Annotated in this window: 12 protein-coding genes and 5 tRNA genes; 11 read left to right on the top strand and 6 right to left on the bottom strand. The window is 37.2% G+C overall.

Annotated elements, in window-relative coordinates; translation table 11 throughout:
• The first annotated feature begins 12 nt into the window (after positions 1-12).
• The gene (gene ligA, locus H6791_01860) at positions 13-2,064 is read left to right on the top strand and encodes an NAD-dependent DNA ligase LigA (GenBank protein ID USN94489.1); all 2,052 of its coding nucleotides are present in this window, start codon (positions 13-15) and stop codon (positions 2,062-2,064) included.
• Positions 2,065-2,090: 26 nt separating this feature from the next.
• On the opposite strand, the gene H6791_01855 is transcribed toward ligA, so the two are convergent.
• Positions 2,091-2,249 carry a hypothetical protein gene (locus H6791_01855; GenBank protein ID USN94488.1) on the bottom strand — a complete coding sequence of 53 codons (159 nt, stop codon included), beginning with the start codon at positions 2,247-2,249 and terminating at the stop codon, positions 2,091-2,093.
• Positions 2,250-2,336: 87 nt separating this feature from the next.
• Here H6791_01855 and gatC point away from each other — a divergent pair, with 87 nt between their 5' ends.
• From gatC to H6791_01840, 3 genes are read left to right on the top strand one after another with little or no spacing between them, the layout of a single operon-like run.
• Positions 2,337-2,612 carry an Asp-tRNA(Asn)/Glu-tRNA(Gln) amidotransferase subunit GatC gene (gene gatC, locus H6791_01850; GenBank protein ID USN94487.1) on the top strand — a complete coding sequence of 92 codons (276 nt, stop codon included), beginning with the start codon at positions 2,337-2,339 and terminating at the stop codon, positions 2,610-2,612.
• Positions 2,613-2,616: 4 nt separating this feature from the next.
• Positions 2,617-4,056 carry an Asp-tRNA(Asn)/Glu-tRNA(Gln) amidotransferase subunit GatA gene (gene gatA, locus H6791_01845; protein USN94486.1) on the top strand — a complete coding sequence of 480 codons (1,440 nt, stop codon included), beginning with the start codon at positions 2,617-2,619 and terminating at the stop codon, positions 4,054-4,056.
• Between the two features lie 2 nt (positions 4,057-4,058).
• The gene (locus H6791_01840) at positions 4,059-4,637 is read left to right on the top strand and encodes a hypothetical protein (GenBank protein ID USN94485.1); all 579 of its coding nucleotides are present in this window, start codon (positions 4,059-4,061) and stop codon (positions 4,635-4,637) included.
• Positions 4,638-4,672: 35 nt separating this feature from the next.
• Here H6791_01840 and H6791_01835 read toward each other — a convergent pair.
• From H6791_01835 to H6791_01820, 4 genes are all read right to left on the bottom strand, one after another.
• Positions 4,673-4,743: transfer RNA gene (locus H6791_01835), tRNA-Met, on the bottom strand.
• 158 nt (positions 4,744-4,901) lie between these two features.
• A tRNA-Asp gene (locus H6791_01830) sits at positions 4,902-4,975 on the bottom strand.
• Positions 4,976-5,139: 164 nt separating this feature from the next.
• A tRNA-Met gene (locus H6791_01825) sits at positions 5,140-5,213 on the bottom strand.
• Between the two features lie 159 nt (positions 5,214-5,372).
• Positions 5,373-5,445, bottom strand: a tRNA-Thr gene (locus H6791_01820).
• Between the two features lie 320 nt (positions 5,446-5,765).
• On the opposite strand from H6791_01820, the gene typA reads away from it, so the two are divergent.
• The 4 genes from typA (at position 5,766) to H6791_01800 (ending at position 10,170) form a co-directional block, all read left to right on the top strand.
• The gene (gene typA, locus H6791_01815; protein USN94484.1) at positions 5,766-7,565 is read left to right on the top strand and encodes a translational GTPase TypA; all 1,800 of its coding nucleotides are present in this window, start codon (positions 5,766-5,768) and stop codon (positions 7,563-7,565) included.
• A 28-nt stretch (positions 7,566-7,593) separates the two neighbouring features.
• Positions 7,594-8,487 carry a PCRF domain-containing protein gene (locus tag H6791_01810; GenBank protein ID USN94483.1) on the top strand — a complete coding sequence of 298 codons (894 nt, stop codon included), beginning with the start codon at positions 7,594-7,596 and terminating at the stop codon, positions 8,485-8,487.
• Between the two features lie 74 nt (positions 8,488-8,561).
• The gene (ftsE, locus tag H6791_01805; protein USN94482.1) at positions 8,562-9,242 is read left to right on the top strand and encodes a cell division ATP-binding protein FtsE; all 681 of its coding nucleotides are present in this window, start codon (positions 8,562-8,564) and stop codon (positions 9,240-9,242) included.
• Between the two features lie 4 nt (positions 9,243-9,246).
• Positions 9,247-10,170, top strand: coding sequence for an ABC transporter permease (locus H6791_01800; GenBank protein ID USN94481.1), 924 nt, complete (start codon positions 9,247-9,249; stop codon positions 10,168-10,170).
• A gap of 24 nt (positions 10,171-10,194) precedes the next feature.
• Here the strand turns inward: H6791_01800 and H6791_01795 are convergent, their stop codons facing one another.
• Positions 10,195-10,908, bottom strand: a complete 714-nt coding sequence (locus tag H6791_01795) for a TIGR00730 family Rossman fold protein (GenBank protein ID USN94480.1) — start codon at positions 10,906-10,908, stop codon at positions 10,195-10,197.
• 99 nt (positions 10,909-11,007) lie between these two features.
• On the opposite strand from H6791_01795, the gene H6791_01790 reads away from it, so the two are divergent.
• The 3 genes from H6791_01790 (at position 11,008) to H6791_01780 (ending at position 14,104) form a co-directional block, all read left to right on the top strand.
• Positions 11,008-11,904 (top strand): hypothetical protein, encoded by an 897-nt coding sequence (locus H6791_01790; protein USN94479.1) that lies wholly within the window; start codon positions 11,008-11,010, stop codon positions 11,902-11,904.
• Positions 11,905-12,014: 110 nt separating this feature from the next.
• Positions 12,015-12,085, top strand: a tRNA-Gln gene (locus H6791_01785).
• Between the two features lie 192 nt (positions 12,086-12,277).
• A complete protein-coding gene (locus H6791_01780) occupies positions 12,278-14,104 on the top strand; it encodes a hypothetical protein (protein USN94478.1) in 1,827 nt (608 codons plus the stop codon).
• The last annotated feature ends 40 nt before the right edge of the window (positions 14,105-14,144 follow it).

Here is a 14,144-nt window from a genome sequence, read left to right as displayed (position 1 = left end):
TACTAAAAATACATGGATATACCGAAAAAGGATAAAGAGAGGGCAAAAAAACTCTCTAGTATAATCGACTATCATAGAGGGTTGTATCACGAAAAAGATTCGCCAGAAATAAGCGACGAGGCATATGATGCTCTCGTTTCTGAGCTTTTGGCATTGGAAGAGAAATATCCTAACATGGCGCTAAACTCGCCAACTTCAAAAGTCGGCGGGGCTCCAGTAGAAAAATTCACCAAGGTAAAACATATCTATCCTCAGTATTCTTACAATAACGTTTTTGATTTTGATGAGCTTACAGCATGGGAAGAAAGATTGAAAAAAATTCTATCTGGAGATGATCTAGATACTTCCATGAGTTATGTTTGCGAAGAAAAAATAGACGGATTGAAAATAATAGTTACTTACAAAGGAGGAGAGCTGGTACTTGGTGCAACAAGAGGAGACGGTGAAGTCGGAGAAGATATAACACATAGTGTTATGGCTATAGATTCTATCCCAAAAAAATTGAACCAAAAAGTTGACGTTACAGTTGTCGGAGAAGCGTGGATGAAGAAAAGTGATCTTCTGAAACTAAACAAAGAAAGAGAAAAAGAAGAGCTTCCACTTTTTGCCAATACTAGAAATGCTGCAGCTGGAAGTTTACGTCAGCTAGATCCGTCTGTAACTCGTTCGAGAAATATACAAGTTTTCTTCTATTCGATAGAAAATTTTGATGATTTCCAAGATATAAAAACTCAAAAAGATATACTACTAAAACTTTCTGACCTAGGATTACCTATAAACAAAAACTTTTATGTGGCAAAAAATATAGACGAAGTAGAAAAGTTTTATCAAAAAGAAAATGATCTCAGAGAGGACAAAGAATATGGCGTGGATGGAATAGTTATAAAAGTTTCTGAAGTTGAAAAATATGATTCTCTAGGATATACATCCAAGGCACCAAGATTTGGGATAGCTTATAAATTCAAAGCAGAAGAAACTACAACAGTTCTAGAAAAGATAACGGTCCAAGTCGGTAGAACTGGAGCCATTACTCCTGTAGCGGAACTAAGACCTGTCAGAATCGCAGGGTCACTTGTTTCTAGGGCAACTCTTCACAACGAAGAAGAAATAGAAAGACTAGATGTAAAGATAGGCGACACTGTTATCTTGAGAAAAGCAGGCGATGTTATACCAGAAATAGTTTCAGTCCTAAAGGACTTACGGACTGGCAAAGAAAAGTCATTCAAAATGCCAAAAAACTGCCCTATATGTGGGTCTCTACTAGAAAAGAAAAATACCACTTCTGGCAAGGTTTCAGCTGCTTGGTACTGCACAAATAAAAATTGCTACAAGAGAGAAATAGAGAGACTAAAACATTTTGTTTCCAAAAAGGGTGCGAATATCGTAGGTTTTGGAGAAAAACAAATAGAAAGATTTTATGATCTCGGTCTTATTGATACTCCAGAAAGTATATACAGACTAAAAACGGGCGATATAGATGTACTAGAAAGATTTGGAGAAAAAAGCGCAGAGAACCTCGTAAAGTCTATCGATGAAAGTAGAAAAATAGAACTAAATAACCTTCTTTATGCCATAGGGATACTCCACATAGGAGAAGAAGGAGCTGAAATAATAGAAAAAGAAATATTCCAAAAGTGGGGAAGTAAAGCCAATGATTATTATAAAATCCTAACAAGTCTTACGTTTGAAGACATAGAATCTATATATGGCATAGGAGAAGAAGGCGCAAGAAGTTTTGTTGAGTATTTCTCTGATAAAAAAAACCAAGAATTCCTAAAAGATCTGTTTTCTGAAATAGAAATATTTATAGATGAAACAAAGTTTTCTGGTTCGACAAAAACTTTTTCTGGAAAAACTTTTGTTCTAACCGGTACACTTCCAACTCTTTCTAGAGACGAAGCCAAAGATTTGATTAAGAAAAATGGTGGCAAGGTGACAAGTTCTGTTTCTAAACTAACTGACTTTGTGCTTTTGGGAGAAAATCCTGGAAGCAAACTTGATGACGCAAAAAAACTGGGTGTAAAAACAATCTCGGAAGCAGAATTTTTGAAATTAGTAAAATAAAAAAAGCGGGGTTTACCCGCTTTTTGCTAATCTTCTTGGAGATACTCCTGAACATCAGCTCTCCCAAGGACAGTTTGCCAGACATCTGAGTCTCCAACCCCCTTGGCGTACTGAAGTGCTTCGGAAGAAGAACAGAATTTTGGGTTGCCTATATATCTCAAGGCAAGTTCTTTATTTATTTTCATAATGGGTGCAATTTTTCTTTACATTATCATGATATTTCTTTTTGTCAAATACTCGAAAAAAGGTTCAAATAATGTATAATTTCTCTTATGGACAAAGAAAAGGTTAAATATTTGGCTGATTTGGCAAGAATACAGCTTTCTCCAGACGAGGTAGAATCTATCGCCAAGGATCTAGGCCAGGTTCTTTCTTATGTAGATCAGATTCAAGAGGTTGATCTAAGTGGTCTCAAGAAGGAATTTCCTATGACAAACATAAGAAGAGAAGACACTGACCCGAGACCAAAAGGTGAATACACAGAAGGTATTTTGAGAGAAGCTCCAGAGTCGGAGAGCGGTTATTTTGTTGTAAAGAAAGTTTTGTAATTGTATGGATATAGACCTTAGAAATCTAGATATAAAAACTGCTCATGAACTGATGAAATCTAGGAAGATTACAGCAGTAAAACTTGCACAAGCATATCTTGAAAACATAGAACTAAAAAACAAAGACACAAACGCTTATCTAGAGGTTTATGACGATGTTCTAGCTCAAGCAAAAGATGCTGACAAAAAGTTTGAAGACGGAACAGCTGAACTTATAACAGGTATACCGATTGCACTCAAAGACAACATACTTTTCAAAGGTAAAATTTCTAGCGCATCTTCAAAGATACTAGAACACTACAGAGCAAACTACGATTCTTCTGTTGTTGCAAGACTAAGACACAAAGGCGCTGTATTTCTAGGCAGAACAAACATGGACGAGTTTGCCATGGGATCTTCTACAGAAACATCTGCTTTTGGAAGAACAAAAAACCCTATAAACCTAGATTATGTACCAGGAGGCTCTAGTGGTGGCTCAGCAGCAGCTGTTGCCATGGATGGAGCTCTTGTTTCCTTAGGATCAGACACCGGTGGTTCTATAAGACAGCCGGCAGCATTCTGTGACCTTGTAGGATTCAAGCCGACATATGGGTTTGTTTCTAGATACGGACTCATGTCTCTCGCTTCTTCTCTAGATCAAATTGGTCCAATAGCCAAAAATGTAAAAGACGCTTTTGTTTTGTATAAAGCACTTTCTTTTTTCGATAAACAAGATGCCAACTCTATTTCTCCAGAATATACAAAAGATATAAAACCAAGAAAAATAAAAAAGATCGGTGTTCCAAAAGACTGGATAAACGGTGAGGGTGTAAGTACTGACATAAAAGAGTCTTTTGAAAAAGCGGTAAAAATATTGGAGGACAAAGGTTACGAAATAGTAAACATCTCACTTCCTATGACAGAGTACTCTCTGGCTGTTTACTATATACTTATGCCAGCAGAAGCATCTAGTAACCTTTCTAGATATGACGGTATGCGTTACGGTAGGAGAAAGGACGGAGATACACTTTTCGATATTTATGCGAGAAGTAGAGGAGAAGGATTCGGTATGGAAACAAGAAGGAGAGTTCTTCTTGGAACTTATATACTTTCTCATGGATATTACGATGCATACTATAGGAAAGCGCTTGATATGCAGTTTGCTATAACAAAAGAATTGGAAGATGTATTTGATAAGTCCAATCCAGATTATGTTGATGTCATATTTACACCAACTTCTCCGTTTCCTCCGTTTAGAAGTGGTGAAAAAATAGACGACCCAGTTGCGATCAAGATGTCAGACCTCTTTACCGTACCTGCAAACATCGCAGGTGTTCCAGCAATATCTATACCGTTTGAGAGAAACAAGAATGATCTACCAATGGGCGTGCAGTTTATGGGACCAAAGTATGAAGATGATGCTTTATTTGAAATAGCAGAAGACCTAGAGTCTTCTATCAAGTAATTATGGAAGGATTTTCTCCAAATTTTCTAAATCTTGAATACCTTTTTTATAAACTTTATTTGTTTTTCAAGTGGGTTGTTTCTATATTTACAAAAAACAGAGATTTTTCTATAGCCGAGTTTATATTCAAGGTTATACTTCTCGTTCTTATTACAGTTATATGCTACACACTTGTCAGAATATATGAAGGTAATAGAAAAAAAGAAAAGAAAGAAAAGTCCTTGCATGATGACGCAATGATAAAGAGCAAACCTTCAGAAATACATAAAAACGAAAGATGGGAGAGAATAAAAACTTTGATGCAAAGTGACAAAGATACAGATTGGAGAATTGCTATAGTTGAAGCAGATACAATTCTAGATGAGCTTATTGTAAGAGCGGGTTACAAGGGAGAGAATTTGGGTGAGAGGCTCAAGAGTATAGAACCATCAGACTTTCCATATCTAAATAGCGCGTGGGAGGCACACAAAGTCAGAAACAGGATAGCTCACGACGGTATGAATTTTGAACTATCGAGACACACTGCAGATGAAGCCATAAGAAACTTCGAAGCAGTTTTCAGAGATCTAGGATTTATATAAAACAAAACCCCCGAAAGGGGGTTTTGTTTTTGTTGTTGCGGGGGACGGAATCGAACCGCCTTCTCAAGGTTATGAGCCTTGCGAGACACCATTTCTCTACCCCGCTATATACTTTTTAAACTATCACAATTATTAATTCTTTCAACACCTTCTCAAGGTTATGAGCGCATTAGTCTCCTAGGGAGACACCATTTCTCTACCCCGCTATATCTATATATTTTTAAACTATCGATATTTTTTTTAGAGAAGAAAAACTTCTCTGTGCGCAGCGGACGGGACTTGAACCCGCAACCTCCCGCGTGACAGGCGGGTGCTCTAACCAGTTGAGCTACCGCTGCATATATATTTTACAGAATCAATTTTTAACTATCACTACAACTTGGCGCCTTGATGGGTGCTCGCTGCAGTTTAGTCAGAAGTTGAACTGCTGCAAAACAATTCTGCAACAATAAAAATTGTGTTTTCCTAGATTATCATAATATGTACGAAAATACTAGGATTGTCTCGGGGGAGGGGGTCGAACCCTCGACCTCAGGCTTATGAGTCCTGCGCTCTAACCAACTGAGCTACCCCGAGATGGTGCAACACAAAAAATAGCATTTTTACGTCTATTTTTCAACCTTTATCTTACTCTGGTAGGTTTTTGAGCCAATGGCCGGGACCCCAAACAAAATAAATTTTGTACGGGGCAAGTTGAACCAATCCTTTATTGGGGTGCGTAATTTATCCCGTTCGAGCCGATAATCAGATTTGCACTGATGACCTTTCCCTTACCATGGGAATGCTCTACTACCTGAGCTATATCGGCTCGAATGGGACCAACTGAGCCCCGACGCTTTAGTCGGGGTCCCGTACTTTTGCTTTGCAAAACGTTGGGACCACATTGGCTTAAGGCCTTGGTTTTTATACTATATTATTTTTAATTTTATTCAAACTGCCTTTTATTGATAAAATGTTGTTTTTGTAGTATATTTTGGGTCTAGATTAGAAAGGCCTTGGCCTTTTTGTTTTTGGACAAAATATATGGAGATTAGAAACCCTCCTTCGCATAAAGCTACGGAAGGGCAAGTATAAACAGTACAGAAAAGGCCGTACATAAAAGTTAGAAATATAAATAATATCAATCAAATGGAGATTAGAAACATTGCGATAATTGCTCACGTTGACCACGGTAAAACAACTCTTACAGACAAGATGTTGTCTTTTTGCGGTGCTCTAGAAGAGGGTTCTTCTATGGACTCAAATCAGCTAGAGAAAGAAAGGGGTATAACCATATATGCCAAAAACACCTCTGTAGAATATAAGGGAACAAAAATAAACATAGTCGATACACCAGGTCACGCCGATTTTGGAAGTGAAGTAGAAAGAGTTTTGAGATCTATAGACTCAGTTCTTTTGATTGTCGATGCACAAGAAGGACCAATGCCACAGACTAGGTTTGTTTTGAAAAAATCTCTAGAACTCGGATTAAAACCAATCGTTGTACTAAACAAAATAGACAAGCCCGGTGCTAATCCAAGCGAAGCACACGATCAAGTTTTTGAACTATTTATGGAACTTGGTGCCACAGAAGAACAACTTGATTTCACAACTATATACGCCATAGGTAGAGACGGAGTTGCCATGAAGAAAGAAGATGATCCTAGGGTTGACCTTGAACCTCTTTTTGAAACTATTTTAGAAAAAGTGCCAGTTGCTCTAAACGACATAACTAAACCATTCAAGATGCAGGCTTTCAATCTTGCGTACGATAACTTCCTAGGAAGACTTGCTGTCGGTAGAGTTTATGAAGGTGTGGCAAAAACAGGAGAAACAGTTTTTGTAAAAAATCAAAACGGAGAAACAAGATCTGCGAAGATAACAAAACTATTTACTTTTGTTGGTATGAAAAGAGAAGAAGTAAAAGAGGCAATGGCGGGAGACATAGTTATACTCGCTGGTATTCCAGATATATTTATCGGAGAAACTATTCTTGTAGACAAAAGTGGAGAATCTCTACCTATGATTTCTATAGACGAGCCAACTATCGTACTAGATTTTCTTGTTAACAATTCACCGTTTGCAGGTAGAGAGGGTAAGTTTGTGACATCAAGACAGATAAAAGAAAGACTAGAAAAAGAATTAGAGATGAATGTCGGACTAAGAGTGGACTTTGAACCAGATCCAGATAGACAGATAGAAGGTTACAAAGTTTACGGTAGAGGAGAGATGCACATCGCGGTACTCTTGGAGAATATGAGAAGAGAAGGGTATGAAGTTCAGGTTTCTCAACCGCAAGTAATCATAAAAGAAATAGACGGTGTAAAAAGTGAACCTTTTGAAGAGGTTACTTTGGATATACCAACAGAATACCAAGGCGCAGTTATAGAAAAGCTTGGCCAGAGAGGTTTTGTGATTTCCGACATGAAGATGCATGAGAATACAACAAGAATGCTTCTAGAAGGGCCAACAAGAGGACTTTTCGGATACAGAGGACAGTTTATGATAGATACAAAAGGAGAGGGTATCATGTCTTCTAGAGTAATAGGATTTAGGAAGTATCAAGGCGAAATAACACGAAAGAAAGTTGGAAGTATGACATCTATGGAAAACGGTAAAGCTCTCGGATACTCACTATGGGGACTCCAAGACAGAGGACTTCTTTATATCTCTCCAAACACTGAAGTATATGGCGGTATGGTTATCGGAAATACATCCAAAGGTGAAGAGATGACAGTAAACCCAACCAAAAACAAACAACTAACAAACGTTAGAGCATCTGGAAGCGATGAAGCTATAAATCTTACTCCACCTTGGACACTTTCTATCGAAAGAGGTCTAGAAGTTATGGGCGAAGATGAGTATCTGGAGGTTACACCAGAGAGCGTTAGACTAAGAAAAATATTTCTAACAGAGTCAGAGAGAGCAAAAAACAAAAGACAGAAATAAGTATTTTTCTGATATACTTTCTTTGTATATGGATACGAAAGATATAGAAAAAAAGATAAGTGATATCGAAGAAGAAATGCAAAAACCGGGTTTCTGGGACAACAAAGATCTAGCTCAAGAAAAGATAAAAGAACTCGGTGAACTAAAAAATCAAAAAGAGGGACTTGGAAAATACGACAAAGGTGGTGCGGTTCTTTCTATTGTTTCTGGTGCTGGTGGAGACGATGCAGAAGATTTCTCTCGTATACTTGTAGAAATGTATGAGAAGTTTTCTTCAAAAAATTCTTGGGACGTTTCCTTGATTCACGAAAATAAAAACGACCATGGTGGTTTCAGAAACATAACTCTCGAGATTAGAGGAAATATGGTTTATGGAAAACTAAAAGGTGAGTCTGGTGTGCACAGACTTGTCAGGGTTTCTCCGTTCAACGCAAAAGCGAAAAGAAATACCTCGTTCTCTCTTGTAGAAGTTATACCGATAATAAACGCAAAAGATTTGCCAGAAATAAAACCCGAAGACTTGGAATACGAATTTTCTAAATCTGGTGGTCCTGGTGGCCAAAACGTAAACAAAAGAGAAACAGCGGTTAGACTAACACACAAGCCAACAGGAATATCTGCTTATAGTAGAGAAGAAAGAAGTCAGGAAGCCAATAGAGAAAAAGCCCTAGCGATACTTATGGGTAAACTAGTAAAAAAGGCTGAAGAAGAAAAAAAGACTCTAATAGAAAGTATGCAAGTTCCCAAATCTACAGATATCGAATGGGGTAACCAGATACGTTCTTATGTACTTCATCCATACAAGATGGTAAAAGACCACAGAACTGGATATGAGGAAAGAGACCCAGACGAGGTTTTTGATGGAAATATAGAGGGTTTTTTGGAAGATTATTCTATAAATATCAACAATATAAAAGACTAATTTTTATAGCCCATATGCTATAATCTTACTTGTACTCTGATTCGAATATACGCTGTTTTTTATTTAAAAATAAAATGATTGAATTTAAAAATGTTACAAAAAAATATGGAGAAGACTCACACTCTTTAGTCGATGTAACTTTGAATATCGTACAGGGTGAGTTTGTTTCTCTTGTTGGTCATTCTGGTGCCGGCAAGACAACTATGGTTAGACTTATTCTTGCAGAGGAAAAACCAACAAACGGAGAAGTTTTGTTTGAAGAGGTCAACATACACGGGTTAACTGCGTCTGATGTTGTAAGATACAGAAGAAGAATTGGTGTTGTTTTTCAAGACTTCAAACTTCTTCCGAACAAGACTGCTTACGAAAACATAGCTTTTGCGATGGAGGTTGCAGGTAGAACAGATGAAGAAATAAAAAGTGATGTTCCAAACGTATTAGATCTTGTTGGGCTTATAGACAAAATACACAGATTCCCACATCAGATGTCCGGTGGAGAAAGGCAAAGGCTTGCAATAGCAAGAGCAATAATAAACCAGCCAGAACTTCTGATAGCTGATGAGCCTACGGGAAACCTAGATCCAGTCAATACATACGAGATAGTTAAACTTCTCGAAAAGATAAACAACATGGGAACAACAATACTTCTTACAACACACAACAAAGGGGTGGTTGACTCTCTAGGTAAAAGAGTTGTTACGCTAGAGAACGGTAAAATTATTAGAGATGAAAATGGAGGCTATAATTTGAAATAATATTATGTTTTGGGTAGATGCAAAAAGAATTTTAAGATCAGGTTTTCAAAACTTTAAAAGAGGAGGGGTTGTTTCTTTCGCCTCTATTTTGGTTATGACTATAACACTTTCTGTTGTAGGTATAACTATATATCTACAGGCGCTTTTGGGTAACCTTTTAAATCAGATTACAGAAAAAGTAGATGTAACTGTTTACTTCATATCTTCAGCTTCTGAAGACGAGATATTTGAAGTTCAGAAAGATCTAGAAGCACTTCTAGAAGTAAAAGAAGTAAACTATACATCCAAAGACGAAGCACTGGCAAACTTCAGAATAGAGTTCAAAGACGATTTTACTGCAATCCAGGCAATAGACGAGCTAGACGAAAACCCACTTCTTGCATCTCTTAGCGTTTTGGCAAAAGATCCATCTCAATATGAAAGTATCGTGAGATATCTTGAGAGCGATGCTGTTTTGGGTATAGGAGGAGAAAATATAATAGATAATATAAACTATTCTAGAAACAAGGTTATGATAGACAGACTTTCTTCTATCATAGAAAATAGTCGAACTATGGGTATTGCAGTAACAATACTTCTTATGGCTATATCTGTCATAATCACATTCAATACTATAAGACTAACTATATACATATCTAGGGAAGAGATAGGGGTCATGCGTCTTGTTGGTGCGGAAAATAGATATATTCGAGGTCCGTTTATTGTTGAGGGTGTTATATACGGACTCATCGCTGCAATTTTGACGATGATTATATTCTACCCGCTTTCACTTTGGCTCGGTAACAAAATGACAATACTTCTCGGTATGAATTTCTGGGAGTATTACAAAGATCATTTCTTGGGTCTTATACTGCTACTTATATTGGCTGGTTCAGTTTTGGGTACAATATCTAGTCTACTTGCGATTAGAAAATATCTAAAGAAATAAAAAATCCCCCATAAGGGGGATTTTTTATTTGCCTTCGTGAGATCTTTGGTCTGTTTCTTTTACTATTCTTACTACTTCGTTTGGATCATCTGTTATTGTATATAGACTCCTTTCTTCGTCACTTAGTGTTTTGTATTTCTCAACCATTTCTTCTTTTATAAGGTTGTCTAATCTACTCCAGAATTCTTTTCCGAAAAGTATTATTGGCATTCTCGGTATTTTTTCTGTTTGTATCAATGTTACAAGTTCAAAGAATTCATCAAATGTTCCATATCCTCCGGGAAAAAATATATAAGCTTCAGCTGAGAAGAAAAGTAGAACTTTTCTTGTGAAAAAAAAGTCAAAAGGTATTTCTTGCAAAACAAACTTGTTTGTTGCTTGTTCGTTTGGCAGTTTGATTGTTAGGCCAATAGAATCTCCGTCAGCTTCTACTGCACCCCTGTTTGCAGCTTCCATGATTCCTGGTCCTCCACCAGTTACAACTGTAACTCCTAGCTCGTTGGTAAGTCTATATGCTAGAGCTCTAGCTGCTTCATAAAGAGGATCTCCTTCTTGTGTTCTAGCTGAACCATAGAAAGTTACGGACTTTTTACCGTTTGTTGCTTTTTCTAGAATAGAGAATCCTTGTTCAAGTTCACCGTTTATGGCGCACATTTCTTGCTCTCTTTCGTCTCCAGGTATCATAACCTGACAGCTTCTTCTAATCTGATCTGGTGTTAAATATGGTTTTTTTGTCATACACGAGATTATAGCATAAACGGGGTATAGTATATTCTCATTTTACCTTGACAAATAAGGTTTTATTGTATATAATGTTAGAAACAAAACAACCTGCACATGAAAAAAATAACTCTCTTTTTTGCAGTGGTTCTCGGATATTTGAATCACTCCAGTGCTCAGATTGAAGTATTTGATGACCTTAATACTTCGGTCAAGGCATACGCCGGCTACCTTCATGCAACGTCATTTTCTACCGATAGTTTAAATGTCGGTCAGGGTGGTGACTTCCGTGTTGGAGGAAGCTATTTCTGGGAAGCGACAAAGCGTTTGTCATTCTCTGGATTTGGAGTTTATGATATGAACTCTGAAGGCCAGTATACGGTAACGGATTTTACCGTTAACCTACACCTTACTTCAAAGGTTAGGTTGGCGGTTGGTAAGTCCGCAAGGCCGTACACCTATATGAGACCATACCCAACGACACTCTCTGGTCATTTCGAGACCTGGACACAGGCTCGCATACCAGGAACTGCGTTAGGGGGAAGTATCTTGTTTGGAAACTTCCTTTCTGGATCATTTGGTGGCATTGGAGTATTCCAGTGTGACAGTGGTGTCGAAATATCAGGCGCTATTATGAACGACAAAGGAGTCAACGGTATCGGTTTCTATCATCGGATTTTTCCGAGCGGTGAGGATCACGAAGCTGTACAAAACGGCGGAGTGGGTGTCAGTAAGCTTTTTGGCGACAGACTGGAAGCCTTGGTGCTTTGTGATTATTACAACGAAGGGGATTCTTCTTCCTATGTAATGGGCACGACACTTCTCGGATTTTTCGGGTCTGACCGGACATTTCTTGTCTACGGAGATATGGGGGGCACTCTCGGTGAAGAGTTTATAAGGGGAGAATGGGGGTTTGTTAAAGTGTTTTCACAAAAAAACTTCAACTCTCTGGTAGGACTCGGATACCGATACGAGAATCGTTCGGTTATGGGTTACCTTATGGTGACCCTCTGAAAAAAGAGAAAACGCAAAGGCTGCTTTCGAGCAGCCTTTTTTATTTGCCAATATCTAGATTTTTAAGTAAAGTTACATCTATATTGCTTATCAATTTTTCTTCCCAATGCTGCGGGATCGTCTAATGGTAGGACACCTCCCTCTGGAGGAGATTATCTTGGTTCGAGTCCAAGTCCCGCAGCATTGGGAAGAAGAGTTTAGATGTGAGATCGCCTGCCTGCCGGCAGGCAGGTCTAATGGTAGGGCGCTGGTTTCTGGCACCAAAAATTGGGGTTCGTCCGACCAAGTCGGACAAAAGTCCCTATTGTACCAATTCGTAGCCTTGGCGAAGTTTGGTCGGGCAGCATAATTATTAAATTGATATAATTGTCTTATGCAAAAAATTAACACTAAAAAAGAGGCAGAAAGTTTCTTAGAAAGTCTAAATGATACGTATTATAATCTTCATAAAAACTATGAAGATCTTTTTTGGATTTCTTATATGGGTGATAAATCTGTTGATTCCAAAATGCAAAAAGCTCTAGAGAAAAGGGATCAATTTAGATCAAATCCAGAAAATCTAAAAAAAGTTGAAACTTTTTTGACAGGTTCTTATGGTGAAATAAAAGAAAGATTGCTTCTATGGAAAGAATTTTTTGAAAGTTATCAAACTCCTAAAAAAGCGCAATTTATAAGAAATAAGATAAGCAAATTAGAATCAAAGATTCTTAAAAGGCGTGCAACTAGAAAAGAAGGATATATAGATCCGTATACTAAAAAATTTGTAAAAGCATCTGAACTCAAGATGTCTTCTATGGTTAGAGTAAACGAAGACGAGAAAATAAGAAAAGCTTGTTTTAGTGCCTTGGAAAAATTATCGCTAGACACGCTTGATGATTATATAAAAGTTATAAGCCTGAGAAATGAATACGCTAGAATATTGGGATTTAGTGATTTTTACGACTTCAAACTTCAAAGAGAAGAAAGGATGACCAAAAAAGAATTGTTCGGTCTTTTTGACAAGATATACAATAAAACAAAACCTTTTTATAAAAAAATAGATAAATTAGAAAAGGAAATGCCAGGAGTTTTGAAACCTTGGAACTTTGCTTTTATGATGTCTGGAGATTTTGCAGTAAAAGAAGATCCATACTTCCAAATGGAAGAAGCTCTACCGAGGTGGGGTAGGAGTTTTAGAAATATGGGAATAGATTTTTATGGTGGAAGCATAAAACTAGATTTGTTGGATAGGAAAGGTAAGTGGAACAATGGTTTTTGTCACTGGCCTCAAATGGTCAAATACGAAAATGGTAAATTTATTCCAGGTAGTTCTAACTTTACTTGTAATGTTGTTTTGGGTCAGCCCGGTTCTGCATTCTCCGGTTACGTTACTCTTTTTCATGAAGGAGGGCATGCTGCACATATGCTTAATATAAAACAAAAAGATGTTTGCGTTGCCAACGAATATGCTCCTATGTCTGTTTCTTGGGCAGAAACGCAAAGCATGTTTTTAGACACTGTTTTTTCCAGTATAGAGTGGATAGATAGATATGCGAGAGATAAGTTTGGAAATAAATACCCCTTTGAACTTTTTGAAGAAAAGAAAAAGAAGCTAAACATAATGAAGCCTCTAGGACTAAACGGCATGATTGCAGTATGTAATTTTGAGAAAGAAATATACGAAACAAAAAATCTTACCAGATCAAAAGTACTAAAGATAGCTAAAACAAACTTCAGAAAATATCACAGAAGATCTTCGGATACTCTTACATTACTTAGAATACCTCATATATATTCTTGGGAAAGTTCGGCTTATTATCATGGCTATGCACTAGCAACATTGGCTCTTTATCAATGGAGAGATTACTTTTACAAAAAATATGGGTATATAGTCGATAATAAAAACATAGGTAAAGAAATGAAAAAAGTCTGGGAGCTAGGAGCTTCCAAGAAGTTTAAAGATATACTTAAAATAGCTACAGGGGAGATTTTGTCCGAAAAAGCGTTTATAAAAAATTCTACTATGAGTGTAGAAGAAGATATAAAGCTAGCAAAACAAAAAATAAAAAGATTAAGCAAAATTAAGCACGATAAAAGCCCTGTTAATCTAAATGCAAAGATTTCTATGGTTAGTGGTAAAAAAGAAATATCAAATAACAAAAAAAGTTTTGAAGATATGTCGAAAAAATATACCTCTTGGTTGTCTAAACAAGTTGGTTAGTCAAAAATAAAAAAAGCGGGCGCTTGCGCGTCCGCTTTTG

This window comes from Candidatus Nomurabacteria bacterium (assembly GCA_023898605.1).
GTDB lineage: Bacteria > Patescibacteriota > Minisyncoccia > Phycocordibacterales > UBA9973 > HK-STAS-PATE-34.
The sequence above is the reverse complement of the archived record's forward strand: the minus strand, read 5'-3'. Positions and strand labels throughout refer to the sequence as shown.

Bases quoted from the DNA above. Each gene is read 5' to 3' on its own strand.
- ligA (USN94489.1), top strand. From the start codon at position 13: ATGGATATACCGAAAAAGGATAAAGAGAGGGCAAAAAAACTCTCTAGT.
- H6791_01855 (USN94488.1), bottom strand. From the start codon at position 2,249: ATGAAAATAAATAAAGAACTTGCCTTGAGATATATAGGCAACCCAAAA.
- gatC (USN94487.1), top strand. From the start codon at position 2,337: ATGGACAAAGAAAAGGTTAAATATTTGGCTGATTTGGCAAGAATACAG.
- gatA (USN94486.1), top strand. From the start codon at position 2,617: ATGGATATAGACCTTAGAAATCTAGATATAAAAACTGCTCATGAACTG.
- H6791_01840 (USN94485.1), top strand. From the start codon at position 4,059: ATGGAAGGATTTTCTCCAAATTTTCTAAATCTTGAATACCTTTTTTAT.
- typA (USN94484.1), top strand. From the start codon at position 5,766: ATGGAGATTAGAAACATTGCGATAATTGCTCACGTTGACCACGGTAAA.
- H6791_01810 (USN94483.1), top strand. From the start codon at position 7,594: ATGGATACGAAAGATATAGAAAAAAAGATAAGTGATATCGAAGAAGAA.
- ftsE (USN94482.1), top strand. From the start codon at position 8,562: ATGATTGAATTTAAAAATGTTACAAAAAAATATGGAGAAGACTCACAC.
- H6791_01800 (USN94481.1), top strand. From the start codon at position 9,247: ATGTTTTGGGTAGATGCAAAAAGAATTTTAAGATCAGGTTTTCAAAAC.
- H6791_01795 (USN94480.1), bottom strand. From the start codon at position 10,908: ATGACAAAAAAACCATATTTAACACCAGATCAGATTAGAAGAAGCTGT.
- H6791_01790 (USN94479.1), top strand. From the start codon at position 11,008: ATGAAAAAAATAACTCTCTTTTTTGCAGTGGTTCTCGGATATTTGAAT.
- H6791_01780 (USN94478.1), top strand. From the start codon at position 12,278: ATGCAAAAAATTAACACTAAAAAAGAGGCAGAAAGTTTCTTAGAAAGT.